This window comes from Streptomyces sp. NPDC101165, assembly GCF_044768135.1.
Taxonomy (GTDB): domain Bacteria; phylum Actinomycetota; class Actinomycetes; order Streptomycetales; family Streptomycetaceae; genus Streptomyces.
The window spans coordinates 1-26,485 of sequence record NZ_JBIWPG010000008.1 but is presented as its reverse complement, the minus strand read 5'-3'; the positions used below and the strand labels follow the sequence as shown (position 1 = coordinate 26,485).

22 protein-coding genes and 1 pseudogene are annotated in these 26,485 nt (G+C 70.2%); 15 read left to right on the top strand and 8 right to left on the bottom strand.

Translation table 11 applies throughout. From position 1 onward, the window contains the following. The first annotated feature begins 9 nt into the window (after window positions 1-9). Entirely contained in the window at window positions 10-1,020 is a 1,011-nt protein-coding gene (locus tag ACIRVH_RS18155; RefSeq protein ID WP_403954030.1) for an aldose epimerase family protein, read from the top strand. Window positions 1,021-1,119: 99 nt separating this feature from the next. Here ACIRVH_RS18155 and ACIRVH_RS18150 read toward each other — a convergent pair whose 3' ends face one another. Next, window positions 1,120-3,597, bottom strand: a complete 2,478-nt coding sequence (locus tag ACIRVH_RS18150) for a beta-glucosidase H (protein ID WP_403954027.1) — start codon at window positions 3,595-3,597, stop codon at window positions 1,120-1,122. A gap of 64 nt (window positions 3,598-3,661) precedes the next feature. Here ACIRVH_RS18150 and ACIRVH_RS18145 point away from each other — a divergent pair, with 64 nt between their 5' ends. Next, the gene (locus ACIRVH_RS18145; protein WP_403954901.1) at window positions 3,662-4,243 is read left to right on the top strand and encodes a TetR/AcrR family transcriptional regulator; all 582 of its coding nucleotides are present in this window, start codon (window positions 3,662-3,664) and stop codon (window positions 4,241-4,243) included. 100 nt (window positions 4,244-4,343) lie between these two features. Then, complete coding sequence (locus ACIRVH_RS18140; RefSeq protein WP_403954025.1) at window positions 4,344-5,651, top strand: pyroglutamyl peptidase; 1,308 nt, start codon at window positions 4,344-4,346, stop codon at window positions 5,649-5,651. Here the strand turns inward: ACIRVH_RS18140 and ACIRVH_RS18135 are convergent. Further along, entirely contained in the window at window positions 5,641-6,432 is a 792-nt protein-coding gene (locus ACIRVH_RS18135) for an EI24 domain-containing protein (RefSeq protein WP_403954023.1), read from the bottom strand. The two genes, ACIRVH_RS18140 and ACIRVH_RS18135, sit on opposite strands and share 11 nt — an antisense overlap. A 61-nt stretch (window positions 6,433-6,493) precedes the next feature. After that, entirely contained in the window at window positions 6,494-6,931 is a 438-nt protein-coding gene (locus tag ACIRVH_RS18130) for a MarR family winged helix-turn-helix transcriptional regulator (RefSeq protein WP_403954020.1), read from the bottom strand. Between the two features lie 90 nt (window positions 6,932-7,021). Here ACIRVH_RS18130 and ACIRVH_RS18125 point away from each other — a divergent pair, with 90 nt between their 5' ends. Both ACIRVH_RS18125 and ACIRVH_RS18120 read left to right on the top strand, forming a co-directional pair. Continuing rightward, window positions 7,022-8,020 carry an NADP-dependent oxidoreductase gene (locus ACIRVH_RS18125; RefSeq protein ID WP_403954018.1) on the top strand — a complete coding sequence of 333 codons (999 nt, stop codon included), beginning with the start codon at window positions 7,022-7,024 and terminating at the stop codon, window positions 8,018-8,020. A gap of 108 nt (window positions 8,021-8,128) precedes the next feature. Beyond that, window positions 8,129-8,548, top strand: coding sequence for an organic hydroperoxide resistance protein (locus ACIRVH_RS18120; RefSeq protein WP_403954015.1), 420 nt, complete (start codon window positions 8,129-8,131; stop codon window positions 8,546-8,548). A 146-nt stretch (window positions 8,549-8,694) separates the two neighbouring features. Here ACIRVH_RS18120 and ACIRVH_RS18115 read toward each other — a convergent pair whose 3' ends face one another. Both ACIRVH_RS18115 and ACIRVH_RS18110 read right to left on the bottom strand, forming a co-directional pair. Next, window positions 8,695-9,852 carry a serine hydrolase domain-containing protein gene (locus tag ACIRVH_RS18115; RefSeq protein WP_403954013.1) on the bottom strand — a complete coding sequence of 386 codons (1,158 nt, stop codon included), beginning with the start codon at window positions 9,850-9,852 and terminating at the stop codon, window positions 8,695-8,697. Between the two features lie 247 nt (window positions 9,853-10,099). Continuing rightward, a complete protein-coding gene (locus tag ACIRVH_RS18110) occupies window positions 10,100-11,083 on the bottom strand; it encodes a hypothetical protein (RefSeq protein ID WP_403954010.1) in 984 nt (327 codons plus the stop codon). A 201-nt stretch (window positions 11,084-11,284) separates the two neighbouring features. Here ACIRVH_RS18110 and ACIRVH_RS18105 point away from each other — a divergent pair, with 201 nt between their 5' ends. From ACIRVH_RS18105 to ACIRVH_RS18070, 8 genes are all read left to right on the top strand, one after another. Further along, window positions 11,285-12,442 (top strand): mandelate racemase/muconate lactonizing enzyme family protein, encoded by a 1,158-nt coding sequence (locus tag ACIRVH_RS18105; protein ID WP_403954007.1) that lies wholly within the window; start codon window positions 11,285-11,287, stop codon window positions 12,440-12,442. After that, window positions 12,439-13,443: a zinc-binding dehydrogenase gene (locus ACIRVH_RS18100; protein WP_403954005.1), complete on the top strand. Its 1,005-nt coding sequence runs from the start codon at window positions 12,439-12,441 to the stop codon at window positions 13,441-13,443. Before ACIRVH_RS18105 ends, ACIRVH_RS18100 begins: the two co-directional genes overlap by 4 nt. 114 nt (window positions 13,444-13,557) lie before the next feature. Beyond that, window positions 13,558-14,535: a hypothetical protein gene (locus tag ACIRVH_RS18095; protein ID WP_403954002.1), complete on the top strand. Its 978-nt coding sequence runs from the start codon at window positions 13,558-13,560 to the stop codon at window positions 14,533-14,535. Window positions 14,536-14,676: 141 nt separating this feature from the next. Next, on the top strand, window positions 14,677-15,786 hold the full coding sequence (chvE, locus tag ACIRVH_RS18090; protein ID WP_403954000.1) for a multiple monosaccharide ABC transporter substrate-binding protein: 1,110 nt from the start codon (window positions 14,677-14,679) through the stop codon (window positions 15,784-15,786). Window positions 15,787-15,830: 44 nt separating this feature from the next. Continuing rightward, window positions 15,831-17,381, top strand: a complete 1,551-nt coding sequence (gene mmsA, locus ACIRVH_RS18085; RefSeq protein WP_403953997.1) for a multiple monosaccharide ABC transporter ATP-binding protein — start codon at window positions 15,831-15,833, stop codon at window positions 17,379-17,381. Beyond that, window positions 17,378-18,622, top strand: coding sequence for a multiple monosaccharide ABC transporter permease (gene mmsB, locus ACIRVH_RS18080; protein WP_403953994.1), 1,245 nt, complete (start codon window positions 17,378-17,380; stop codon window positions 18,620-18,622). The genes mmsA and mmsB overlap by 4 nt, the downstream gene beginning before the upstream one ends. 162 nt (window positions 18,623-18,784) lie before the next feature. Further along, window positions 18,785-19,939: an aldose epimerase family protein gene (locus ACIRVH_RS18075; protein WP_403953991.1), complete on the top strand. Its 1,155-nt coding sequence runs from the start codon at window positions 18,785-18,787 to the stop codon at window positions 19,937-19,939. 102 nt (window positions 19,940-20,041) lie between these two features. After that, complete coding sequence (locus ACIRVH_RS18070; RefSeq protein WP_403953988.1) at window positions 20,042-21,814, top strand: pyridoxal phosphate-dependent aminotransferase; 1,773 nt, start codon at window positions 20,042-20,044, stop codon at window positions 21,812-21,814. Here ACIRVH_RS18070 and ACIRVH_RS18065 read toward each other — a convergent pair. After that, entirely contained in the window at window positions 21,811-22,542 is a 732-nt protein-coding gene (locus tag ACIRVH_RS18065) for a hypothetical protein (protein ID WP_403953985.1), read from the bottom strand. The two genes, ACIRVH_RS18070 and ACIRVH_RS18065, sit on opposite strands and share 4 nt — an antisense overlap. 116 nt (window positions 22,543-22,658) lie before the next feature. Next, window positions 22,659-22,799 (bottom strand): annotated as a pseudogene (locus ACIRVH_RS18060) (arabinan endo-1,5-alpha-L-arabinosidase); the annotation flags it as partial. A gap of 111 nt (window positions 22,800-22,910) precedes the next feature. On the opposite strand from ACIRVH_RS18060, the gene ACIRVH_RS18055 reads away from it, so the two are divergent. Further along, on the top strand, window positions 22,911-23,675 hold the full coding sequence (locus ACIRVH_RS18055; RefSeq protein WP_403953982.1) for an intradiol ring-cleavage dioxygenase: 765 nt from the start codon (window positions 22,911-22,913) through the stop codon (window positions 23,673-23,675). Window positions 23,676-23,734: 59 nt separating this feature from the next. Here ACIRVH_RS18055 and ACIRVH_RS18050 read toward each other — a convergent pair whose 3' ends face one another. Continuing rightward, a complete protein-coding gene (locus ACIRVH_RS18050; protein ID WP_403953979.1) occupies window positions 23,735-25,165 on the bottom strand; it encodes a family 2B encapsulin nanocompartment shell protein in 1,431 nt (476 codons plus the stop codon). Between the two features lie 468 nt (window positions 25,166-25,633). On the opposite strand from ACIRVH_RS18050, the gene ACIRVH_RS18045 reads away from it, so the two are divergent. Next, the gene (locus ACIRVH_RS18045) at window positions 25,634-26,395 is read left to right on the top strand and encodes a hypothetical protein (RefSeq protein WP_403953977.1); all 762 of its coding nucleotides are present in this window, start codon (window positions 25,634-25,636) and stop codon (window positions 26,393-26,395) included. The last annotated feature ends 90 nt before the right edge of the window (window positions 26,396-26,485 follow it).

Here is a 26,485-nt window from a genome sequence, read left to right as displayed (position 1 = left end):
GTTTCCCACATGAGGGAACTTTTCGGCACACTTTCCGACGGCACCCCGGTGCACCGCTGGACGCTGGAGCGGGCCGGGGTGCGGGTGCGGGTGTTGTCGTACGGCGGGATCGTGCAGTCGGTCGAGGTCCCGGACCGATGGGGGTCCCCCCGCTCGAGCGAAGCCGAGAGCGGGGGAGGGCATACGACGAACGTGGTGCTGGGGTTCCCGGGGCTCGACGGCTACCGGGAGCATCCGGAGCCGTTTCTCGGCGCTCTGGTCGGCCGGTACGCCAACCGCATCGCGGGCGGCCGCTTCCCGCTGGACGGCTGTACTTACGCGCTGGAGCAGAACAGCGGCCCCAACTCGCTGCACGGCGGCGTGCAGGGGTTCGACAAGCGGGTGTGGGAGGCCGAGCCGGTCGAGGACGGGCTGCGGCTGAGCCGGGTGAGCCCGCACGGCGAGGAGGGCTTCCCGGGCCGGCTGGAGGTGACGGCCACGTACACGCTGGACGCGTCCGGCGCGCTGCGGATCGCCTACGAGGCCGTCACGGACGCGCCGACCGTCATCAACCTCACCAACCACACGTACTGGAACCTGAGCGGCTCCGGCCACGCGGGCGGGCACGAACTGCGGCTGGCCGCCTCCCGGTACACCCCGGTGGACGCCGACATGATTCCCACCGGAGCGCTGACGGACGTCGCCGGCTCCCGCTTCGACTTCCGTGCGGCCCGCAAGGTGGGCTCCGGCTACGACCACAACTTCGTGCTGGACAAGGGCGTGACCGAGGCGGCCGAGCAGGTGGCCGAGCTGTACGACCCGGCGTCGGGCCGGGTGCTCACCGTGGCCACGACCGAGCCGGGCCTCCAGCTCTACACCGCCGACCACCTCGCGGACCCGTTCGCCCCCGGCGACGGCATCGCCCTGGAGACCGAGCACTTCCCGGACTCCCCGAACCACCCGGACTTCCCGAGCACCGAGCTGCGGCCGGGCCGGGTCTTCCGCTCGGAGACGGTGTACGGCTTCGGCGTGCGGAGCTAGCCCGGCCCTACGCGCACGATTGCCCCGGTCCAGGGGTCAGGTCCCGGACCGGGGCGGCTCGTGGGGGCTTTGTCCCCGGTGTGTGGGGACTGTCCCGGATCAGACGTTAATCGGCGCGGTGAGCTTGAGGTCGGAGATCGAGCGGGCGACGGTGATCTCGTACGAACCCTTCACACATGCCCACGCCTTCGTCGTGTCGTCCCACACCTCGAAGGCGCGGCGGGGCAGTTCGACGGTCACCTCGACGCTCTCCCCCGGCCCGGCCTCGGCGCCCGCGAATCCGGCCAGGAGGCGCGCCGGGCGCCGGGCGTCGGGCTCGGCCGGGGCGACGTAGACCTGGACGACCTCCCGGCCGGGCCGCTCGCCGGTGTTGCGCAGCCGGACGCGGGCGGTGGTGCCGTCCGTCTCCAGGGACTCGTAGGCCCAGTCGGTGTAGCCGAGGCCGTGGCCGAAGGGGTACGACGGGGTGCGGCCGGCCTTCTCCCAGGCGCGGTAGCCGATGAGCACGTCCTCGGTGTAGGACAGTGCGCCGCCGGTGGGGACGACCTGGGTGACGGGGGCGTCGGTGAGGGAGCCCCAGGTGGTGGGGAGGCGGCCGCCGGGCTCGTGGGCGCCGGTCAGGACGTCGGCGAGGGCGGCACCGCCCTCCTGGCCGGGGAACCAGGTCAGCAGCACGGCGGCGACCTCGTCGCGCCAGGGCAGTTCGACCGGGGAGCCGGAGTTGACGATCACGACGGTGTTCGGGTTGGCGGCGGCGACGGCGCGGACCAGGTCGTCCTGGCGGCCGGGGAGGCGGAGGTCGGTGCGGTCGAAGCCCTCGGACTCGACGCGGTCGGTGGTGGCGACCATGACGACGGCCGTGCCGGCGCCGCGGGCGGCCTCGACCGCCTCGGCGATCAGCTCGTCGGGGGCGCGCCGGGGGCCGGAGTGGGCGAGGCCGAAGGTGACGACCTTCATGGGGATGTTCTCGGGGATCCGGACCACGTAGGTCAGGGAGACGTCGACCGTCTCGCCCGCGACGAGTTCGGCCTGGGCGCGGGGCGCCGGGGGTGCGAAGAGGGTCTCGAAGGGGTCCTCGCTCTCGGGGCGCTGGACGTCGTCGTAGTACGTCGTCCCGTCGATGACGAGGGTGAAGGCGCCGATACCCTTGATGCCGAAGGTGTGCGGGCCGGACTCGCGCGGGGTGAACGTGCCGGTCAGCTCGACGGTGTGAAGGGTCTCGTGCGTGACGCCCTCGGGGAGGTCTGCGCCCATCCACTGGATCTGGCCGCCCGGGGCGGTACCCGTGCCGACGACGTTGCCGTCGGTGTCGCGGCAGACCGCGCGGAGCGTGAAGCCCTGGCCGGCGGGGGCGAGTTCCGTGGTCGGGTCGGCGCCGACGGCGTAGGTGAGGGTGCCCTCGGGGAGGGCCGCGGTGAGGCCGTCGAGCGGGGAGACGATCCGGGCGGGGAAGACGGTGGCGGAGCCGCCGCCGAGGACGCGGGCGTCGCGGGCGGCGGCGCCGATCAGGGCGACCGTGCCGGCCTTCAGCGGGAGTGCGCCGTTCTCGTTGCGCACGAGGACGAAGGAGCGGCGGGCGATCTCGCGGGCCAGGGCCTCGCCGTCGACCGGCGCGGGCGGCTCGGCGACGACGGGTTCGGCGCCGTCCAGGATGCCGACGCGGGCCGCGAGGCGCAGCACCCGGCGGACGGCCGCGTCGACGGAGGCCTCGGCGACCCGGCCGTCCCGGACGGCCCGGGCGAGGGCCTCGCCGTAGACGGTCTCGGGGCCGGGCATGGCGACGTCGAGGCCGCCCTCGATGTCGCCGACGGTGTCGCGGGCGGCCATCCAGTCGGAGACGTTGAAGCCGTCGAAGCCCCACTCGCCGCGCAGGACTTCGTTGACCAGGTAGTGGTGCTCGGTCATCGTCGTGCCGTTGACCTGGTTGTAGGCGGTCATGATCCCCCAGGGGTGGGCGTTCGCGACGATCGCCTCGAAGGGAGCCAGGTACAGCTCGCGCAGGGCGCGTTCGGAGACCAGGTTGTTCACGGTGAAGCGGTCGGTCTCGGCGTCGTTGGCGACGAAGTGCTTGACGGTGGTGCCGACACCGCCGGACTGGACGCCGGTCACATAGCCGGAGCCGATCTCGCCGGTCAGGTACGGGTCCTCGCTGTACGCCTCGAAGTGGCGGCCGCCGAGCGGGGAGCGGTGCAGGTTCACGGTCGGCGCGAGCAGGACGTGGACGCCCTTGCGGCGGGCCTCCTGGGCGAGCAGCACGCCGGCGCGGCGGGCGAGGGCCGGGTCCCAGGTGGCGGCGAGCGCGGTCGGCGAGGGCAGGGCGACGGAGGGGTCGTCGGCGGTCCAGCGCACGCCCCGGACGCCGATCGGGCCGTCGGACATGACGAGGGACTTCAGGCCGATCTCCGGCAGGGCGGGCAGGGTCCACATGTCCTGCCCGGCCAGCAGCCGTGCCTTGGCGTCGAGATCGAGCCGTCCCAGCGCGGCCTCCACGACCGTCTCGCGGACCTCGTCTGCGCGCGCCTTACCTGTCTCCGCCACGGCGGTGCCTCCTCGCTGAGTGCCTTGGGTCCCCCTCATCCTGCATCCGCTACCTGTAGATCGGTAGGTTTTGTTATCTTGCCGTTATAGTCATGGTGTGGGGATGCCGTACGGTGACGTCATGAACGCGAGGGTCAGGAGCGAGGAGCGGCGCGCGGAGATCGTGGGTGCGGCCCTGGAGGTGATCGCCGAGCGCGGCTACCGGGGGGCGAGCCTGGGCGCGGTGGCCGAGCGGGTCGGGCTGACCCAGCAGGGGCTGCTGCACTACTTCCCGACGAAGGACGCCCTGCTGGTGGCCGTGCTCCGGGAGCGGGACCGGTGGGACGCGGTGCCGGACACCCGGTGGCGGGTCGACCTGCTGGCCTCGCTGGTCGAGTACAACGCGATGCGCCCGGCCATCATCCAGACCTTCTCGGCGCTGCTCGGCGAGAGCGTGACGGAGGGCCACCCGGCGCGCTCCTACTTCACCGAGCGCTACGCCCAGGTCCGCGCGAGCATGACGGCGGTCCTGCGCACCGAGTACGGCGACCAACTGCCCAACGGCCTCACCCCCGAGCGCACCGCCCCGCTGCTCATCGCGGTGATGGACGGCCTCCAGTACCAGTGGCTGCTGGATCCCGAGTCGGTCGACATGCCGGGCGCGTTCCGGGACTTCCTGCGGCTGCTGGGCGAACCGGTGGCGTGAGGAACCGTTTTCCCTTTCGCACCATGGCGTAGACCACTCCCCGCACGCGATACTTCCGCCGCACCACGCGTCCCGCAGCGACGGAAGGACTTCCACTCCCGTGACCTCGTTACGTATACGGACCGCCGTGCTCGGTATGGCTCTGCTGGCGGGGCTGTCGGCTCCCGCGACCACGGCCTGTGCCACCCAGACGGCCGCCCCCTCCCCGACCGTCGAGGAGCAGCGGCTCGACAAGGCCGTACCGCAGGAGATCCTCCGCCGCTCCGGATTCGACGGCGTGGCACCGGAGTTCGCCGAGGCCCTGGAGCGCGCGCACTCCTACACACAGGCCCGCCGCATCGTCGTACGCGAGGGGTCCGCGCTGTGGCGGCGGGCCGTGGAGCGGGCGCAGGGGCGGGGGCCGGCGGATTCAGAAAGGCGCGAAGCGCTTCCTTGGAAGGGTGCTGGTGGGCAACGGGCGGGCCTGAGCCGGGACGACGACCGGCCGCTGTACTGGGCGCGCCTGGGGATGACCCGGGAAGTGCGTACCTGGGCGCCGGAGTTCAGTCTCGGCGACACGCAACGTTCCGCCCTGCTGGATCAGTTGGAGCGCACGTCACGCGGTCAGACCGACATCCGCTATCCCGGGCAGCCGCACCTCAGGCGGGTCCTCCTCACCGGTTTCGACCCCTTCACGCTCGACCGGGACATCCGGATCTCCAACCCCTCCGGGGCGAGCGCGCTGGCGCTGGACGGCACGGTGATCGAGACGGCCGAGGGTCCGGCCCGGGTGGAGACCGCCGTGTTCCCGGTGCGCTGGCAGGACTTCGCCGAGGGCACGGTGGAGCGGACCCTCCGGCCCTACCTGCCGAAAGTCGACCTGTTCACGACGGTGAGTCAGGGCCGGGTCGGGCGCTTCGACATCGAGCGCAGCAACGGCGCCTGGCGGGGCGGCTTCCCGGACAACGACAACGTCTCCCGCACCGAGACCGTCCCCGTCACCGATCCGGCCACCCAGCCCCAGTGGACGACGACGACCCTGCCGTACGCCGCCATCACGGCCGCGGACACGGGCCGGTTCCCGGTGTACGACCACACGGAGGTGACCGAGGTCCCGGCGGGCGGCACCGATCCCGTCGTACGGCCGGACGGCCCGACCACCGGCTCGACGGCCCGTGCGGGAGGCGGCGGCAACTACCTCTCCAACGAGATCGCCTACCGCGCGACCCTGCTCCGGGACCGGCTGGGCCTGCACGACACGCTGCCGGGCGGCCACGTGCACACGCCCGTGCTGCAGTTCGGCGCGGGCAACACCGACCCGGCGACGGGCACGGTGACCGACCCGGACTTCGTCCGGAACCGGCTGGACATCATCGCGCAGGTGCGGTCGATCGTGACGGTGGCGGCACAGGCCACGTTCAGGAAGTGACCCGCTCGCCGTCCTCGGCCTCCTCTTCCTCGGCACTCTCCTCGCCCAGCAGGTCACGGGCGAGGAGCGTGGCGCCGGCGACCGCGCCCGGCATCAGGAACACCGCGACGAACGGGACCAGGAAGGACAGGCCGAGGGGCGTGCCGAAGCCCCAGACCAGGCTCTTGCGGGAGCGGAGCAGGGTGAGCCGGGCGCGGAGTTCGACCCCGCGGCGCTGGAGGGCCACGGCGGTCAGTTCCTCGGTGAGGAAGAAACCGGTGACGAAGAAGCCGAGCACCGGGACGACCGTCTGGCCGACCACGGGCACGAAGCCGAGACCGAAGAGGAGGATGCCCCACAGCATGGCCCGGACCAGGATCCGCAGGCTGTCGCGGGCCGAGATCCACAGTTCGCGCCAGAGCGGGAGGCCGGAGCGGGGCGCGGTGCCGTCGGGCGAGACGTCGTCGTCGACCTTCTCCGACAGGCTCTCGTAGAAGGGCTGGCCGATCAGCAGGGTGACGGCCGTGAAGGTGAGGACGGCCATCAGCAGGCCGAGCGCGAAGAGGACGACCGTGAGGAAGCCGCGGAACAGACCCTGCCAGGGGCTCGACCAGTCGTCCGCGAACGGGGTCGCCCAGCCGACGCCGCTCTCGCCCCACACGGCGAGCGCGACCAGCGCCGCCGCGTACAGGACCAGCGTGATCAGGCCGGGCAGCAGGCCGAAGCCGTACTGCTTGCCGTGCCGGCCCACCCACCGCTGGCCCTTGAGGAGATAACCGAAACCCACCCCGAGATCGCGCATGGGCAAACCCTATCGGGGGACGCCGTTGACTTGTTCATGACCTTGTCCTGGCCGGCGGGCGCTACCCGTCCAGCATGCGGCGCAGCAGGTCCCTGAGGGAGCTTCGCTCCTCGTCGGTGAGGCCGGCCAGGGGCTCGCGGGCGAAGCGGAGACCCTCGCGGAGGTCACGGGCGACCCGGAGACCCTCGTCGGTCGGGGCGGCCAGCTTCACCCGGCGGTCGGCGGGGTCGGGGCGGCGCGCCACCAGGCCGCGCACCTCCAGGCGGTCCACGATCCCGGTCACGTTCGACGGCTCACACTTCAGCTTCTGGGCCAGCTTGCGCATCGGCAGCGGCTCCAGCGACAGCAGGCTGAGCAGGCGCGCCTGCGGACCGGTCAGTGCGTGTTCGCCCGCCGCCAGCTCGTAGTCCGCGTAGAAGCGGGCCACGACGTCCCCGATCAACTCGACGACCTCCATGGTCACGGCGTCGGGGCGGCGGGTCTTCTCTGGGGTGGACATGCGCCCCAGGATACTCCGTTGCTTGACATTCTGAAATATTCAGGCGCATGGTTGTTTCAGGTACTGAAGTAAATCTCGAAAGGCACTGTCATGATCAACCGCGAATGGCACCTGCTCAGCCGCCCGGTCGGCTGGCCGAAGCCCGAAGACTTCGCCCAGGTCGAGACGGAGGTCCCGACGCCGGGTGAGGGCCAGATTCTGGTACGGAACAAGTACCTCTCCGTGGACCCGTACATGCGCGGCCGGATGAGTGCCGCGAAGTCGTACGCCGCCCCCTTCGAGCTGGGCAAGGTCATGCAGGGCGGCGCGGTCGGCGAGGTCGTCGCCTCCAACGCCGAGGGCATCGCGGTCGGCGACCACGTCCTGCACTTCTTCGGCTGGCGCGAGTACGCGGCCCTGGACGCGAAGCACGTGGTCAAGGTCGACCCCGCGGCCGCACCGCTGTCGACGTACCTCGGCGTGCTCGGCATGACCGGCCTGACCGCCTACGCCGGCCTGCTGCGCACCGCCTCCCTCAAGGAGGGCGACGTCGTGTTCGTGTCCGGCGCCGCGGGTGCCGTGGGCAGCCAGGTCGGACAGATCGCCAAACTGAAGGGCGCCTCGCGGGTCATCGGCTCGGCCGGTTCCGACGAGAAGGTCAAGCTGCTGGTGGAGGAGTACGGCTTCGACGCCGCCTTCAACTACAAGAACGGCCCGGTGGCCGAGCAGCTGCGCGAGGCCGCTCCCGACGGCATCGACGTCTACTTCGACAACGTCGGCGGCGACCACCTGGAGGCGGCCATCGGCTCGCTCAACGAGGGCGGCCGGATCGCGGTCTGCGGCATGATCTCCGTCTACAACAACACCGAGCCCGCCCCCGGCCCGAGGAACCTCGCCCGGCTGATCCAGACCCGCGGCCGCATCGAGGGCTTCCTGGTCGGCGACCACTACGACCTGCAGCCGCAGTTCGTGGCCGAGGTCGGTCCCTGGGTGGCCTCCGGGCAGCTGAAGTACGGCGAGACGGTCGTCGAGGGCATCGAGAACACCCTGGAGGCGTTCCTCGGGGTCCTGCGCGGCGACAACACCGGCAAGATGATCGTCAAGCTCTGACGAGCCCCGACCTCTGGCCCGAGCTTTCCGGCATGCGGTAACTTCTTTCCGAAATCCGCCGTCGATCGTGGGCGCGAGTCGCGGCGGACCGAGGAGGAAGACAACCGCATGCCCATTCAGCAGTCCGACGTCCTGTACACCGCCGTCGCCACCGCGGAGAACGGTCGCGACGGCCGGGTCGCCACCGACGACGGCAAGCTCGACGTCGTCGTGAACCCGCCCAAGGAGATGGGCGGCAACGGCGCCGGCACCAACCCCGAGCAGCTGTTCGCCGCCGGGTACAGCGCCTGCTTCCAGGGCGCGCTCGGCGTGGTCGCCCGGCAGGAGGGCGCCGACGTCTCCGGCTCCACCGTCACCGCGAAGGTGGGGATCGGACGGAACGAGGAAGGGTTCGGGATTATCGTGGAGATCTCCGCGAACATCCCGACCGTCGAGGAGAGTGTCGCTCGGGAGCTGATCGAGAAGGCGCATCAGGTGTGCCCGTACTCGAAGGCGACTCGTGGCAACATCACCGTGACGCTGGTCTGAGAACCGTCGTTGCGTACAACGGCAGCCGCATCCTTGGACGTGGGGTGCGGCTGCGCTGCGCCGGCTTTGGCGGGTTTAGTCTGCCGGGTGCGGTGAGCGTTCGGGTGCGGGTGCGTTGCGGCTGGTCGCGCAGTTCCCCGCGCCCCTTAGGTAGTGAGCGCCGCCCGGTGCAGTGCCGCCACCAACTTTTCGTTCTCTGGCGCCGCGCCTCCTGGAAATGCGAACCGGCGGCGTGTGTAGCCGTATGCCAGGCCGCTGCGGGGGTCCGCGAAGGCCTGGGAGCCTGCTGCTCCGCTGTGGCCGATCGCGCCGGCGCCCAGGAACGGGTGCCAGGTGTCGGCCGTGGCCTGGAAACCGAGGCCGTACGACTTGTGGGTGCGGGCCACCAGGTCGTACCCGACGGAGTGCAGCTGGCCGAACTCCGCGACCGTGTCCTCCTTCAGCAGCGGTGCCTTGCCGTCGACCTCGCTGATCATCGCCGCGTACATCCCGGCCAGGCCGCGCGCCGAGGCGACACCGCCCACCGAAGCGGGGCCCTTGGCACGGACACCGCGCTCGTTCGGCAGGGCGACCAGGTCGGTCGGCTCGGACGTGTGCCGATTGAAGGCGATCGCGGAGAGGCTGTGCGGTCCGGACGGCAGCGCGTCGAGCACCGCCTGCTGCTCGGGGGTCGGCAGCATCGGCTGGACCGTGCGGAAGCGGGGCTCGCGGGAGACCGGCAGGCCCAGGTGGAAGTCCAGGGCGTAGGGGGCGCGCACCCGCTCCTCGTACAGCTCCTGGATCGTGCGGCCCGTCGCCCGGCGGACGACCTCGCCGGTCAGCGCGCCGATCACCAGCGCGTGGTAGCCGAAGGCCGTGCCCGGCCGCCAGAACGGCCGCTGGTCGGCGAGGCGTTCGGCCAGCGCACGGTCGTCGGCCAGCTCGGCGGCGCTGAAGCCGGTGTCGGTGCCGACCAGGCCCGCGCGGTGCGCGAGCACGTCGCGCAGGGTCAGCGCTCCCTTGCCCTCGGCGCTGAACTCCGGCCAGTAGTAGGTGACTTTGCGGTCCAGCTCCAGCGTGCCCTCCTGCACGAGCAGGGCCACGACGAGATGGGCGGCGCCCTTGGTGGACGAGAACACGCCGTACAGCGAGTCCCCGTCGGCACCCTCGCCCGCCCACAGGTCGACGACCCGCCGGCCGTGGACGTAGGCGCACAACTGGCCCTCGTAGTCGTCCCGTTCTTCGGCGACGAAGGCGGCGAACTCCTCGCGCACCGCTTCGAATCCCTCGGCGACCGTGCCGTGCACGGTGGTCCCCTGCGTCATCCGCTCTCCTCCGCTGAGCCGCTGCTCGCTGCTCCCCCTGTGCACAACGCCCGTTCCGCCGTCGCGCGTTCCCTGGATCGTGTACGGCGAGATGTACCTGTCCGACTCAACCGCCTCGGAGGCGTGTTGGTGTCATCGATACCCCGGATGGCCGATGGCACGGGGTGGTACGTGACAGGGGGAACCCGGTGAGGGATCAGGAGGAGGGATCACAGGGAGGGAACAGCGGCGCGGCGGAAGCGGCCGTCTACGTGCACCACCACAGGAAACGGTTGCACGTCTTCGTCGGCGACGGCAGCGGGGTCGGGTCCGAGGTCGTCGGGTCGGCGGTCGGGGTGGACGTCGGGTGGGAGGTGGCCGGGGCGGTCGGTGCCGTGCTCGGCCTGCCCGCGCCCGATGTGGCGGACTGTTCCGCCTGGTCCGTGGCGGACGGCGACTTGGAGGCCTTGTCCTTCGGTGACTTGGAGGCGGAGGCCGAGGCGTCCGGGGAGGCGGAGGCGCCCGCCTTTCCCGCGGCGCCCGAGGCGTCGTCGAGGGGCTTCGCCGTCCGGTCCGGGGACGCGGAGGAGGTACCGCCGTCCACCGACGTGTCCGCGGACGTCGCCGGCTCGTCGCTCGAGAACGGGGAGAAGGGGGCGTCCGTGCCGAGTTCGGCGGCGCCGAGGCCGCCGGCCACCAGCACGAAGCCCGCGGCGATCAGGACGGTACGACGGCGGCGGCGCCGGTGCGCGGCGGCCTTGCGATCGCGACGGCTGGCGTCGGCGGCGCCGGGGCCGCTGTCCGCGTCGCCGCCGCCCGTGGCTCCACCGCGGCCCCGGCCGCGCGACTGCCGCCGGGCGGCACGGCCCCCGGGCTCGTCGGGGGTGTCGTCGGCGTCGCCGTGCGCCTCGTCATGAGCGTCGTCAGGGGCGTCCTGGTCGGCGTGGTCGTGCGGGCCGGTGTGGCCGTCCGAGCCGTCGTACGCGTACTCCTCCGCGCCCGTGTACGCGTCCGCCGCCTCCGCGGCGCCGAACTGCGTGGGCACGCGGGGGGACTCGTGGGGGTAGTAGGCGTACTGCTGGGCCGCTGCACTCGTGAAGGTTTCCTGACCGTACGGACCCGCCGTCGCGCCCGCGTGTCCGTGCGCGACGGGCGCTTCCGCGCGCGCGGCGAGAGAGGGCGCCGGCGCGCCGCACCCGGGGCAGGCCAGGGCGCCGTTGAGGTGCCGTTGGCACGGGTGGCAGAAGTCCATGACGCCGGAAGACTAGATTCCCCATCGGTCACGTTCCTAGGCGCCGCTGTGAAGGTTTGGTGCGGGACCGAAAAGGTTCTCGAAAGTCTTGTCGAAACCGTTACCCGTTCGACCCATTGACACCCCCGCCGCGCCGTCCTTACTGTCACGCCAGCATTTCGAACATGTGACGAAATCTCGAACAGCTGAGGGGCAACTGCCGTGCGCATCACCGGAATCAGCACACACGTGGTCGGGACGCCGTGGCGCAACCTGACCTACGTCCAGGTGCACACCGACGAAGGGATCACGGGAGTCGGCGAGACCCGGATGCTCGGTCACACCGACGCGCTGATCGGCTATCTGCGGGAGGCCGAGGCCAACCACATTCTCGGATCGGACCCGTTCGCTGTCGAGGACCTCGTCCGCCGGATGAAGTACGGCGACTACGGCCGGGCGGGCGAGATCGTCATGTCCGGCATCGCGGTCGTCGAGATGGCGTGCTGGGACATCAAGGGCAAGGCCCTCGGTGTGCCGGTGTGGCAGCTGCTGGGCGGCAAGGTCACCGACAAGGTCAAGGCGTACGCCAACGGGTGGTACACGACCGAGCGAACGCCCGAGGCGTACCACAAGGCCGCCCAGGGCGTGATGGAGCGCGGGTACAAGGCGCTCAAGATCGACCCGTTCGGCACCGGGCACTTCGAGCTGGACCACGAGCAGACCCTGTACGCCGTCTCGCTCATCGAGGCCGTGCGCGACGCCATCGGTCCGGACGCCGAGCTGATGCTGGAGATGCACGGCCGCTTCTCCCCCGCCACCGCCGTCCGGCTCGCCCACGAGCTGGCGCCGTTCAAGCCCGCCTGGCTGGAGGAGCCGGTGCCCCCGGAGAACCTGAAGGCGCTGGAAAAGGTCGCCGCCAAGGTGGACGTCCCGGTCGCCACCGGTGAACGCATCCACGACCGGATCGAGTTCCGCGAGCTGTTCGAGAGCCAGGCCGCGGACATCCTCCAGCCCGACGTCGGCCACATCGGCGGCATCTGGGAGACCCGGAAGCTGGCCGCCACCGCCGAGACCCACTACATGCTGCTCGCCCCGCACAACGTGGGCGGGTCCGTACTGACCGCCGCCTCGCTCCAAGTCGGCTTCACCTCACCGAACTTCAAGATCCTGGAGCACTTCAACGACTTCGCGGACGCGGAGATCAAGAAGGTGGTCAAGGGGGCGCCGGAGGTCGTGGACGGCTACTTCCACCTCTCCGACAAGCCCGGTCTCGGCGTCGAGCTGGACACCGACGCGGCCGCCGAGTTCCCGCAGCAGCAGGCCCGGTTCGACCTGTGGGCCGACGGCTGGGAGCAGCGCAAGCCGAAGGGCTCGAAGTGAGTTCCCAGGTCCTGATCGAGGCGCCGGGCGCGCACCGGGTCGAGGAGCACACGCCCCGGGATCCCGGTCCCGGCGAGGCGCTGGTGGCCGTGCACGCGGTGGGCATCTGCGGCAGCGACCGCGAGGTGTACCAGGGCAACCGGCCCGAGGGATACGTGCGTTATCCGCTCACGCCCGGCCACGAGTGGTCGGGGACCGTGCGCGCGGTGGGCGCGGGTGTGCCCGAGAGCCTGGTCGGCCGCAAGGTCGTCGGCGAGGGCTTCCGCAACTGCCAGGTGTGCGAGCGCTGTCACGCGGGCGAGACCACGCTGTGCACGGCCGGGTACGAGGAGACCGGGTTCACCCAGCCGGGTGCCATGGCCGCCACGCTCACCCTGCCCGCCCGGCTGCTGCACCCGCTGCCGGACGACGCCGACCTCACGGCCGCCGCCCTCCTGGAGCCGGCCGCCTGCATCGCGGCCGCCGCGCTGAAGGCGAAGGGCCACCCGGGTGAGCGGGTCGCGGTGGTGGGCACGGGGACGCTCGGGATGTTCGCCGTGCAGTTCCTGAAGGCGATCTCGCCGGTGGAACTGCTCGTCGTGGGCACCCGGGGCGACCGGGAGGCGCTGTCCCGGCAGTTCGGGGCGACCGACTTCCGGCTCAGGGACCAGCACCTGCCCGACGACTTCGACGTGGTGATCGAGACCGCCGGGTCCGCGTCCGCCGCGCGCACCGCCGCCTCCCTGCTCAGGCGCGGCGGACGCCTGGTCCTGACGGGCATCCCGGCGCCGGGCGCCGACGGGCTCGACCCGACCGATCTCGTCGTACGGCAGCTGGAGGTGCACACCGTCTTCGGAGCGCCGCCGGACGCCTGGGCGCACACCGTGCGGGTGTTCGGCGCCGGGCTGCTGGACCCGCTGCCGCTGGTCACGCACGAGCTGCCGCTGACCGAGTTCCCGCGCGCCATCGAGCTGGTGGGAGCCGGCGATCCGAAGGTGGGCAAGGTGCTGCTCCGCCCCTGACCGTACGCCGGTCGGGGCGTGACCTGACGGCGCCCTGACCGGCGTACCACCAAGGCCTTTTTTCTTCCCAGAGCCGCGAACCTTGTCCGAAATACCGAACACGAAGGACAGCTTGTGACCGACGCTTCCGCCCCGGCGGCCCGCAGGCCCGGCGAGCAGGTGCTCGCCGCACTCGGCCTGGACGCGCCCGCCCTCGACCCCGCCGACACCTCCGCCCACAGCTTCCCGGGCGGCGGTCGCTGGCGCACCGAGATCCCCTCGTGCGAGGGTCCCGAGGCGCTGGCGGTCGTACTGAAGGAGGCCTCCCGCCTCGACGTGCCGATCCACCGGATCAGCCAGGGCAGCGGCGTGTGGATGCTGACCGACGCCGAGATCACCGAGATGGTCGACGCGACCGGCGAACGGGACATCGAACTCTGCCTGTTCACCGGCCCGCGCGGCACCTGGGACATCGGCGGCTCGGTGCGCACCGACTCGCGGGGGGCCGGACTGCGCGTCCGTGGCCACGACGCCGTCGCCGGCTGTGTCGAGGACGCCGTCCGCGCCACCGAGCTGGGCGTCAAGTGCCTCCTCGTCGCCGACGAGGGCGTGCTGTGGACCCTGCACCGGGCCCGCCGGGCAGGGATCATCCCGGCCGACACCACCCTGAAGGTCTCGGCCCTGATCGGACCGGTCAACCCCGCCTCGTATGCGGTGTACGAGGGGCTGGGGGCCGACTCCATCAACGTGCCCAGCGATCTGACGCTGGATCACCTCACCGAGATCCGCCGGGTGTCCGGCGCCCCCATGGACATGTACATCGAGGCCCCCGACGACCTCGGCGGCTATGTGCGGATGTACGAGGTCGCCGAGCTGATCCGGCGCGGCGCACCGCTCTACCTGAAGTTCGGCCTGTCCAAGGCTCCCGGCATCTACCCGTGGGGCACCCACCTGCGGGACGTGACCCTGGACACGGCCCGGGAGCGGGTGCGGCGCGGCCGGCTCGCCCTCGACCTGCTCGCCCGGCACGGCGCGGACGGCGACATGGCGCCGCTCGGCTCCCGGCTGCCGGGGTCCTTGAACCGGTTCCCCGCCGAAGGTGCCACTGGATGACCGATGGGGGCTGCGGGTCCGTCGTGGCTGGTCGCGTCCACGCGGCGGAGCCGCACATGTCCCCGCCCCGCGCCCCCTTTGGGGCGTTTCACCGACCTCGCTCGAAACATCTCAACGAAGAGAAGAACAGGGACGATCACTATGCGCACTCGTAGAAGCGCCCTCACCCTCATAGCCGGAGCCGCCTCCCTCGCCCTCACCCTGTCCGCCTGCGGCCAGAGCGGCGAGGGCGGCAGCAAGGAGGAGAAGGGCAGCGCCAAGGGCGGCACCATCGGCATCGCCATGCCGACCAAGTCCTCCGAGCGGTGGATCAACGACGGCAACAACGTCGTGAAGAACCTCCAGTCGGCCGGCTACAAGACCAAGCTGGTCTACGGCGAGGACGACCCGGACACCCAGGTCTCCCAGATCGAGAACCTGATCACGCAGGGCGTCAAGGGCCTGATCGTCGCGGCCATCGACAACAAGTCCCTGAACAACGTGCTCCAGGAGGCCGCGGACGCGAACATCCCGGTCATCGCCTACGACCGTCTGATCCTCGGCACCAAGAACGTCGACTACTACGCCTCGTTCGACAACACCAAGGTCGGCGTGGAGCAGGGCACGTACATCGTGCACAAGCTCGGCCTGGACGGCGGCAAGAAGGGCCCGTTCAACATCGAGCTGTTCGCCGGCTCGAACGACGACAACAACACCAAGTACTTCTTCAACGGCGCGATGAGCGTGCTCCAGCCGTACATCGACAAGAAGCAGCTGGTGGTCAAGTCGAGCCAGACCGCGCTGAACAAGGTCACCACCCTGCGCTGGGACGGCGCGACCGCCCAGAAGCGCATGGAGGACATCCTCACCTCCTCCTACAAGTCCGGCAAGGTCGACGCGGTGCTCTCGCCGTACGACGGCATCTCGATCGGCATCCTCGCCGCGCTGAAGTCGGACGGCTACGGCTCCAAGAGCCAGCCGCTGCCCGTCATCACCGGCCAGGACGCCGAGCTGGCCTCGGTGAAGTCGATCATCGCCGGCGAGCAGACGCAGACCGTCTACAAGGACACCCGCCAGCTCGCGAAGGTCGCCGCGACCATGGTCGACGACGCGCTCAAGGGCAAGAAGCCGCAGGTCAACGACACCAAGACGTACGACAACGGCACCAAGGTCGTCCCGGCCTACCTGCTCCAGCCGGTGAGCGTCGACAAGTCCAACTACGAGGACGTGCTGGTCAAGGGCGGCTACTACACGGACGCCGAACTCAAGTAGTCCAGACGAACCCGGCCGAACCACACTGATTGGAAGGCACGACCATGGCGGGACCCGTCCTGGAAATGCGCTCGATCGTCAAGACCTTTCCCGGTGTCAAGGCGCTGTCGGACGTCACCCTGACCGTCCGGCAGGGCGAGGTCCACGCCATCTGCGGCGAGAACGGCGCCGGCAAGTCCACCTTGATGAAGGTGCTCTCCGGCGTCCATCCGCACGGCACGTACGAGGGCGACATCCTGTTCGAGGGAGAAGTCTGCCGCTTCAGGGACATCCGGGCGAGCGAGCAGCACGGCATCGTCATCATCCACCAGGAACTGGCGCTGTCTCCCTATCTCTCCCTGGCGGAGAACATCTTCCTCGGCAACGAGCACGCCAAGCGCGGGTTCGTCGACTGGAGGGAGACCCTGCGGCACGCCACCGAGCTGCTGCGCCGGGTCGGTCTCGACGACCACCCGGAGACCCGCGTCGCCGACATCGGCGTGGGCAAACAGCAGCTCGTGGAGATCGCGAAGGCGCTGTCGAAGAAGGTGAAGCTGCTCATCCTGGACGAGCCGACGGCGGCGCTGAACGACGAGGACAGCGACAAACTCCTGGGCCTCATCCTGGAGTTGAAGAAGCAGGGCATCACCTCGATCATCATCTCCCACAAGCTCAACGAGATCCGCAAGGTCGCCGACTCGGTGACGATCATCCGCGACGGCCATTCCATCGAGACCCTCGATGTGAAGTCGCCGGAGACGACCGAGGACCGGATCATCAGCGGCATGGTGGGCCGCGACCTGGACCACCGCTTCCCCGAGCGCACGTCGTACGACGGCGCGCCGGACGCGGCCCCGGCCCTGGAGATCCGCAACTGGACCGTGCACCACCCCATCGACCAGGAACGCAAGGTGGTCGACGACGTGTCGATCAACGTGCGCCGCGGGGAGATCGTCGGCATCGCCGGCCTGATGGGCGCGGGCCGCACCGAGCTGGCGATGAACGTGTTCGGGCGGACGTACGGCCGGTACGCGGGCGGCTCGGTCCTCAAGGACGGCACGGAGATCCGTACGAAGACCGTCGCGGAGGCGGTCGACCACGGCATCGCGTACGTCACCGAGGACCGCAAGCACTACGGCCTCAACCTCATCGACACCATCAACCGCAACATCTCGCTGACCGCGCTGAGGAAGGTCGCCAAGCGGGGCGTCGTCGACGAGCACGAGGAGCGGCAGGTCTCCGAGGGCTTCCGCAAGTCCATGAACATCAAGGCGCCGACCGTGTTCGAACCGGTGGGCAAGCTGTCGGGCGGCAATCAGCAGAAGGTCGTCCTCAGCAAGTGGATCTTCGCGGGTCCGGACGTGCTGATCCTGGACGAGCCCACGCGCGGCATCGACGTGGGCGCCAAGTACGAGATCTACACGGTCATCGACCAACTGGCCGCCCAGGGGAAGGCGGTCGTCTTCATCTCCTCCGAGCTGCCCGAGCTGCTCGGCATGTGCGACCGCATCTACACGATGGCCGCCGGGCGACTGACCGGTGAGGTGCCGCGGGCCGAGGCCACGCAGGAAGTGCTGATGCGTCATATGACGAAGGACAAAGAGGTAACGCGATGAGCACCGATGTCACCGACAAGATCCCGGCCTCGGCGCCGCCGGGCAGGAGCGGATCGGCCTCCGGCGCCGGACTGCTCCAGCTGATGCTGGACGGGCTGCGCCGCAACATGCGGCAGTACGGCATGCTGATCGCGCTCGGTCTGATCGTCGTCCTCTTCACCGTCTGGACCGACGGGGACCTGCTGCTGCCGCGCAACGTCTCCAACCTGGTGCTGCAGAACAGCTACATCCTGATCCTCGCGATCGGCATGATGCTGGTCATCATCGCGGGCCACATCGATCTGTCGGTCGGCTCGCTGACGGCGTTCGTGGGCGCGTTCGCGGCCGTGCTGACCGTGCAGCACGGCGTGTCGTGGCCGATCGCCCTGGTCCTGTGCCTGCTGATCGGCGCGGTCGCCGGCTCCGTCCAGGGCTTCCTGATCGCCTATCTCGGCATACCGTCGTTCATCGTCACCCTCGCCGGCATGCTGCTCTTCCGCGGCCTGACGGAGATCCTGCTCAAGGGGCAGACCCTCGGCCCGTTCCCGGACGGCCTGCAGAAGATGGGCAACGGCTTCCTGCCCGAGGCCGGCCCGAACACCAACTACCACAACCTGACCCTGCTGCTCGGGCTCGCCCTGATCGTGGCCGTGGTGTGGCAGGAGGTCCGCGACCGCAGCCGCCAGCAGGAGTTCGCGCTGGACGTGCTGCCCACCCGGCTCTTCCTGCTCAAGCTGGTCGCCCTGGTCGCCGCGATCCTCAGCCTCACGATGCTGCTCGCCAGCTACAAGGGCGCCCCGATCGTGCTGATCATCCTCGGCGCGCTGGTCGTCGGCTACGGCTACGTCATGCGCAACGCGGTGTTCGGCCGCCACATCTACGCGATCGGCGGCAACCTGCCGGCGGCCAAGCTGTCCGGCGTGAAGGACAAGAAGGTCACCTTCTACGTCTTCCTGAACATGGGCGTGCTCGCGGCCCTGGCGGGTCTGGTGGTCGCCGCCCGCCTGAACGCGGCCTCGCCGAAGGCGGGCGTCAACTTCGAACTCGAGGCGATCGCCTCGTCGTTCATCGGTGGCGCGTCCATGAGCGGCGGTGTCGGCACCGTCCTCGGCGCGATCATCGGCGGTCTCGTCCTCGGCGTGCTGAACAACGGCATGAACCTCCTCAGCGTCGGCACCGACTGGCAGCAGGTCATCAAGGGCCTCGCCCTGCTGGTGGCGGTCGGATTCGACGTGTGGAACAAGCGCAAGTCCGCTTCGTAAGTCAGCGCGAACGCTCCGCTGGGAAGGCCGAATCAAAGCTGCGGGCCGTCGGGGGCTGGTCGCGCCCACGCGGCGGCAGCCGCACATTCGGTACGGCCCGCGCCCCTTTGGGGCGCGGGGCTCAGCGGGCGCCTTTCAACTCTCTTCTCAAGGAGCCGCTAGATGGAACTGAACAGACGCACGGTCATTGCGGGCGCGGCAGCCGCGGGCCTCGCCGCCACCACCCTCGGCACGGGCACGGCCGAGGCCGCCTCGGGAGGCAGGAAGCCGGTGAAGGAGTCCTTCGGGAAGCTCGCCGACGGCACGAAGATCTACCGCTGGTCGCTGGAGAACGGCGGCACGCGGCTGAAGGTCCTCAACTGGGGCGGTGTCGTCCAGAGCCTGGAGATCCCGGACCGGCACGGCCACCACGCCAACGTCTCGCTGGGCTTCGACGACATCGACGACTACGTGGCCAAGACCCCGTACTTCGGCGCCCTCATCGGCCGCTACGGCAACCGCATCGCCAAGGGGCAGTTCACCCTCGACGGCAAGAGCCACCAGCTGTCCGTCAACGACGGCGTGAACAGCCTGCACGGCGGCAAGCAGGGCTTCGACAAGCACGTGTGGGACGTGGAGCCGTTCACCAAGGGCACCGACGTCGGCCTGCACCTGCACTACACCAGCGTCGACGGCGAGATGGGCTACCCCGGCACGCTCAAGGCGACGGTGACGTACACCCTCACCCGGCACGGCGAGTGGCGCATCGACTACGAGGCCACCACCGACCGGGCGACCGTCGTCAACCTCACCAGCCATGTCTACTGGAACCTGGCCGGCGAGGGCAGCGGCACGATCGAGGACCACGAGCTCCGCATCGCCGCCTCCCGCTACACCCCCACCGACTCGGGTCTGATCCCCACCGGTGAACTGGCCGAGGTCGCGGGCACCCCCTTCGACTTCCGGCACGCCAAGCCGATCGGCCGCGACATCCGCGCCGGCCACGAGCAGCAGGTGCAGGCCAAGGGTTACGACCACAACTGGGCCCTGGACAAGGGCATCACCGCGGGGCCCGAGCACGTCGCCACGCTGCGCGACCCGCGCTCCGGCCGCACCCTGAAGATCGCCACCGACCAGCCGGGCCTGCAGTTCTACTCCGGCAACTTCCTCGACGGCACCCTGACCGGCACCGGCGGCCGCACCTACCGTCAGGGCGACGCCCTGTGCCTGGAGACCCAGCACTTCCCGGACTCGCCGAACCACGCGAACTTCCCGTCCACCGTGCTGCGGCCGGGCCAGACCTACCGGACGACGACGGTCCACACGTTCTCGGCGTGAAGCGGCTCACACAGCAGGTGAGTTGAACGCCACTGCTGTGTCCTCCGTATCCAAGGGTGGCCCGGGCTCCCCCGCCCGGGCCACCCTTCGACGGAGGTTCCCTTGCCTGACAACGTCACCTCGTTGTTCCGCAACACAGCAGCGCACAGCCCTTCGATGGCGGCGCTGACGCGGGAGAGCGACGGGTCGGGCCCGGTGGACTTCTGCATCCCGTGCAATCCGTACTTCCCCACTCCCGCCATGTTCGAGGAGATGGCGGTCCGGCTGCGCGAGATCATCACGTACTACCCGAGCGGCGCCGACACCATCACGGCCGAGCTGTGCAGTCTGCTCCAGCTGCCGCCGCAGTGCGTGGCGATGGGCAACGGCTCGACGGAGCTGATCACCTGGATCGATCATCTCCTGGTCCGTGAGTCCCTGGCCATCCCCGTCCCCACGTTCGGCCGCTGGACCGACCAGCCGATGGAGACCGGCAAGCGGGTCGACATGTTCCCGCTGCAGGAGGCGAACGGCTTCGCGCTGGACCTCGCCCAGTACGCCGAGTTCATCCGCGCCCGCGGCACCCGTGTGGCGGTCATCTGCAACCCGAACAACCCCGACGGCGGCTATCTGCGCAAGCAGTCGGTGGTGCAGTTCATGGACGCGATGACGGACCTGGACCTGGTGGTCGTGGACGAGTCGTTCCTGGAGTTCGCCGACGCGGAGACCGACCCGAGCGTCGTCCAGGAGGCCATGCTCCGGCCCAACGTGGTCGTGCTCCGCAGCCTCGGCAAGAACTTCGGACTGCACGGCATCCGCTTCGGCTACCTGGTGGCGAACCCGGCCCTGGCCGGCCGCGTCCGCTCGATGCTCCCGAAGTGGAACCTCAACTCCTTCGCCGAGTACGTGGTGTTCATGCTGAAGGAGCACGGTGCCGAGTACGCGCAGAGCCTGCTGCAGGTGCGCCGGGACCGTCTGGAGATGGCCAGCCATCTCTCCGCCCTGCCCGGCCTCACGGTCTATCCCTCCCAGGGCAACTTCCTGTTCGTGCGCCTCCCCGTGGGAGCCGAGGGCACAGTGGTCCGGGACCGGATGCTCACCGAGCACCGGATCCTGGTCCGCGAGTGCGGCAACAAGATCGGCTCCTCCAGCCGCTTCCTGAGACTCGTGGTGCGCCCCCAGGTCGACGTGCGTCGCCTGGTGTCCGGCCTGGAGCAGGTGCTCTACGGGTCCAGGAGGGGAGCCGCCGTACCCGAGCTGGGCACAGGGACCAGCTACAGCTCGGGTACGGCGGCCGTGGATCGGCTGGTGAGTGCGACCAACGGCGCCGGAATGCTGGGGCTTGCCGCGCAGGCCGTCGGCACCGGCGCCGCCCCGGCCGCCGGCACCGGCATGCCGCTCCCCACCGCCGCAGCGCCGACCGGCGGCGGGATGCCGATGCCGGCGGCAGCCCAGGCGATGCCGGTACTGCAGCCGGCACCGGCCCAGCCGGTACCGGTCCCGGTGCAGCAGCCGGTGGCACCCGCACCGGTGCCTGTCCCGGCTCCGGTACCGGTACCTGTCCCGCCGCCGGCTCCGGTGCCTGCGCCGACGCCGTACCCGACACCGGTACCCGCACCCGTTCCTGTCCCCCTGGCTCCTGTGCCCGTGGCCCCTGTCCCCGTGGCCCCTGTCCCCGTGGCTCCTGCGCCGGTCCCGGTCGCGACCCCGGCCGCCGCTCTCGGCCCCACCCCGCCGGGAGTCCCGGCCCGCGGGGGCCTCACGGCGGCCCAGGTACGCGGCATGACGGCCCCCGGCACCCCGGCCCCGGCCGCCGGTCTGACCCCGGCCCCGGCGACCGGCTGGCCCAACGCACAGAGCTGGCCGAACGCGGCTGGTATGGGGCAGACGGGCTAGGGCAGCGGGAGTGCCTTGACGCCCGAGAGGATGGGAACGGGGACGAAGTTTCCGTCTCCTGGACCGCACGACGGCGTCGTGTCGGCCGTGTCGGAGATGTTCGTCCCGGCCGCGAACCGCCCGTCACGGCTCGTCACGACCGTCGTGAAGTGATCCTTGAGGGAGCTGGAGTAGTACACGCACTGGTGCAGGTTCAGATAGCGCCCGGCGTGCAGGTCCAGTGCTTTGGCGCTCGACAGCAGGGGGATGACCTCATAGCTCCCGATCTGCGTTCCAGGACCGCACGACGGCGTCGTGTCGGCCGTGTCGGAGATGTTCGTCCCGGCCCCGGCCTGGCCACCCGGGTTCGGCACCACCGTCGTCTCGTGGTCCTCCCAGTAGGTGGAGTAGTACGCGCACTGGTGCAGGTTCAGATAGCGTCCGGCGTTCAGGGCCAGGTTCGTGACGAGGTCCAGTGCGACCGAGTGGATGTAGTTCCCGTCTCCGCCACCACAGGTGACCCGGGAGTCCGCGGTGTTGGAGATGTTCGTCCCGGTCGCGAACCGCCCGTCGAGGCTCGGCACCACTGTGGTGAGGTCTTCGGTCTGCACGCGCCCCCAGTAGAGGCACTGGTGCAGGTTCAGGTACGGGGGGTCCGCGGCTGCGGTGGCCGGGCCCGGCGCGAGCGACAGCGCGACGGCGGATACGGCGGCGATGAGCCACGTCCGGAGGTGTCCCTGGTGACGCACTCTTGTCTCCCTTTCTCGGTGGGGCGAGGAGCGAGGAGGCGGAACAGCAGTCAGCACAGCAGGTGACGGTGGGTGAGGCGACAACGACTCTCCGAAACCGACCGAACCCGTGGGCCGTCGGTGGAGATCCCGTAGGCCAGGCCGTCACCGGTGGAGTAGAGCAAGTAGCGGCCGGCGGAGGCACGGATCATGGTGGGGTCATGGACGACGACGTCACCGATGACCGCGCCCGGGTCGGGATACGCCGACTGGTTTCCGAGTCAACAGTTCCCATATCAACTCTCTTGTCTCATCAGCCATCTTGACGGTCAGTCACTTTGCCCGACCGACAGCCTGCGGACAGCAAGCGTTCCTAGGGGGCCGTGTCCATGACAGAAAACTCAGATGCCCGCCCGGTCGGGCGCCGCACCGTACTGATCGCCACCGGCACCACGGCCGCCGCCCTGGCCGTGGGTGCCGCGACGGCCCAGCAGGCCCCCGCGGCCACCCGCACCCCCGACACCGCACCGGCCGCCGCGGCGGCGGTCTGCACCCTCACGAAGGAGATGACCGAAGGCCCCTACTACCTCGACGGAGCGCTCGTCCGCTCCGACATCACCGAAGGCAAGGCGGGTGTCCCGCTCAAGCTCGCCCTGACCGTCGTCAACTCCGCCTGCACCCCGATCGGCAACGCCCTGGTGGAGATCTGGCACGCCGACGCGCTCGGCGAGTACTCCGGCTACGTCGGCAGGAACGGCCACAACGAGTCGGACGACGGCACCTTCCTGCGCGGCGGCGTCCTCACCGACTCCAGCGGGGTCGCCGACATCACCACGATCCACCCGGGTTGGTACCGCAGCCGCTGCATCCACATCCACGTGAAGGTCCACACCGGCGTCACGCTCACCTCCGACGGCTCCTTCACCGGCGGCTCCACCCTCCACACCGGCCAGCTCTTCTTCAGCGAGACGGTCACGACGGCGGTGGCGAGGGTCTCCCCGTACTCGACCAACACCGTCACCCGCACCACCCTCTCCCAGGACTCCGTCTACGACGGCGGCGGCGCCTTCTCCGGCCTGCTGACCCTCACCGCCCTGGGCAGCTCGGCCTCCTCCGGCTACACCGGCACCCTCACCCTGGGCGTGTCCGGCTGACCGAAGGCGCACTGAAGCGACCGCCTCGTGGGGCCGGCCCGTTCGGGCCCGGCTCCACGTCAGCTCCCGTTCGTACGGGCGATCTCGACGTTCTCCAGGACACCGAGGGCGTCGGGCACCAGGACGGCGGCCGAGTAGTAGGTGCTGACCAGGTAGGAGATGATCGCCTTCTCGTCGATGCCCATGAACCGCACGTTCAGGCCCGGCTCCACCTCGTCCGGGATCCCGGTCTGGTACAGGCCGATGACACCCTGGTCGTCCTCGCCGGTGCGCATGGCGATGATCGACGACGTGCCCTGCGCACTGATCGGGATCTTGCTGCACGGCAGCAGCGGCACCCCGCGCCAGGCGGGCAGATGGTTACCGTGCAGCTCGATGCCGCCGAAGTAGAGGCCCCGCTTGTTGCACTGGCGGCCGAACGCGGCGATCGCCTTGGGATGGGCGAGGAAGCAGCGGGTCTTGCGCCGCATGCTCAGCAGCTCGTCCATGTCGTCCGGGGTCGGCGGGCCCGAGTAGGTGGAGATCCGCTGGTCGAAGTCGGCGTTGTGGAGCAGGCCGAACTCCTCGTTGTTGATCAGCTCGTGCTCCTGCCGCTCCCGCAGCGCCTCGATGGTCAGCCGCAACTGCTGCTGCGTCTGGTTCATCGGCTCGTTGTAGAGGTCGGCGACCCGGCTGTGCACCCGCAGCACCGTCTGCGCCACGCTCAACTCGTACTCGCGCGGAGAGAGTTCGTAGTCGGCGAAGGCGTGCGGCAGGGTCGCCTCGCCCGCGTGTCCCGAGCTGAGCTCGATCACCGCCTCGCCCGACCGGTTCACCTTGCGGTGCCCGTCGGAGCTGATCTGCTGCACATGCCTGCGCAGCGCCTCGTGCCGGTCCGCGACCGCCTTGTACGCCGTCATCGGCAGCGCGAGCACCGTGGTGGCGGTCGTCGCGCGGGCCGTGAACTCCCACTTCCCGGCCTGTCCGGCCAGCACCTGACCACCGAAGGTGTCCCCGTCGGCCATCAGCCCGAGCACGGACTCGTCCCCGTACGGCCCCTCACCGATCTTCTCGACCTTGCCGTGCGCGATCAGGTACACGTGATCGGCCTTGCGGCCCGCCTGGACGACGACCTGGCCCGGCGCGAAGTCCTTCTGCACGAACCTGTCGGCCAGCGCGCCGAGCACGTCGGTGTCCGAGAACCCGCGCAGCAGCGGCAGTTCGCCCAGCTCGGCGGGGACCACCTGGACCTTCGAGCCGGTCTTCACGAACGACACCCGGCCGTCCCCGACGGTGAACGACAGGCGGCGGTTGACCCGGTACGTCGCACCGGGCACGTTCACCCAGGGCAGCATGCGGGAAGCCCAGCGCGAGCTGATGCCCTGCATCTGGGGTTCGGACTTGGTGGTGGTGGCGAGATTGCGCGCCGCCGCGGTGCTGAGGCTCTGCTGCTCCCGCTGCCGGGCCGACTCCGCGCCCGCGTCCGGTGCTGTCGCCGTCTCGAGTGGCATGACTCTCCCTCGTATCCCGTGGCACATGAGAACACGACGACGTGATGTCGTCACGCTGCGTACACAGTGCTACCAGAGCGGTCGTCACGTTGAGTGAGCACAGCGGACGGCGCGCGAGGGGAGTCCCGCTCGCAACCTGCGCCCCCACGCGCCCCGACCGACAGGAGCGGCTGCTCAGATCACGTACCGGTCAACGCCGAACCACCGGCCACTCATGCGGGGGTCAACCACGCAAAGTATTCGACTTCCGTCGGGACAACGGCAGGTCGACCGCCGGACCGGCGGCAGAGAGGTCATGCGTGAGGCCGTCGGTCACCTGCGCAAAGGTGGTCGGCGTCCCCAACCGCCGTTGTGCCAGGATGCGTTCACAGACTCCGCCGGCCGAGGACTCGGCGAGCCTGCTGGAACAGATGCAAGGAGACCTATGAGCACCTCCGACTTCCGCACGCACGCCGCGAAGTGGGCGGCATGACCGTGAACGCGGCGCTCGCCGACATCCTCGACCGTGGTGCCGCCGCGACGGAGTCGGACCAGCTCCTCGCCGCCCTCGCCGACCACGGCGTCTTCGTGCCCGTGCAGGCGAACGGGTCGGTGATGTTCCTTCGGAACGAGGACGGCAGCCCCCTCCTGCCCGGCTACGTCAGCGAAGCGTGCCGCGTCGAGCGGCTCCCGCAGGCCGTCGGCGCTGTCCACTGCGACGCCCTGCGGCTGATGGACATCGCCGGGCAGACCGGCGTCGGCGTCCTCGGGCTCTTCTCCGCCGCCGAGTGGGCCCGCGTACCCATGCCGTTGCTGTACCGGACCATGCGTGAGCGCGGTCAGCGGTCCGGGGGCGAGCGGCTGAAGCTGACCTGGTCCACCCATCCGGTGGCGCGGGCCCTGCGGGACGCGGTGGCCCGCCGGATCCGGGAGTTCCCGGCGGTCCGCACGGTCTGGGTGTCACAGGCGCGACGTGTCGACACCGGCATGGAGCACCTGATGCTGCACGTGGCCGTCGACGAGCCGCTGCCGTCGGCCTCCGCGCACCGCATGATGGAGACCCTGCTGGCCGAGGAGGTGGTGCTCGGCGACGGCGGCCCCCAGGTCGCCATGCTGCCGCTGAACACCGGCGAGCACGCCTCCACCATCGCCGAGTTGGAGCCCATGGGCCTGGACACCGTACGGTCCGATCCGGCCACCGGACGGGTCGAGGTGGTGTCCCGCGAGTACGACGCCCCGGACGCGAGCTAGTACTCCAGCAGCGCTTTGACGTTTTCCCTGTTCAGGGGTGGTTTGGGTGAGTGTAGTGGGCTGATTGACGGCTCGTGTTCTCTTTCCCGG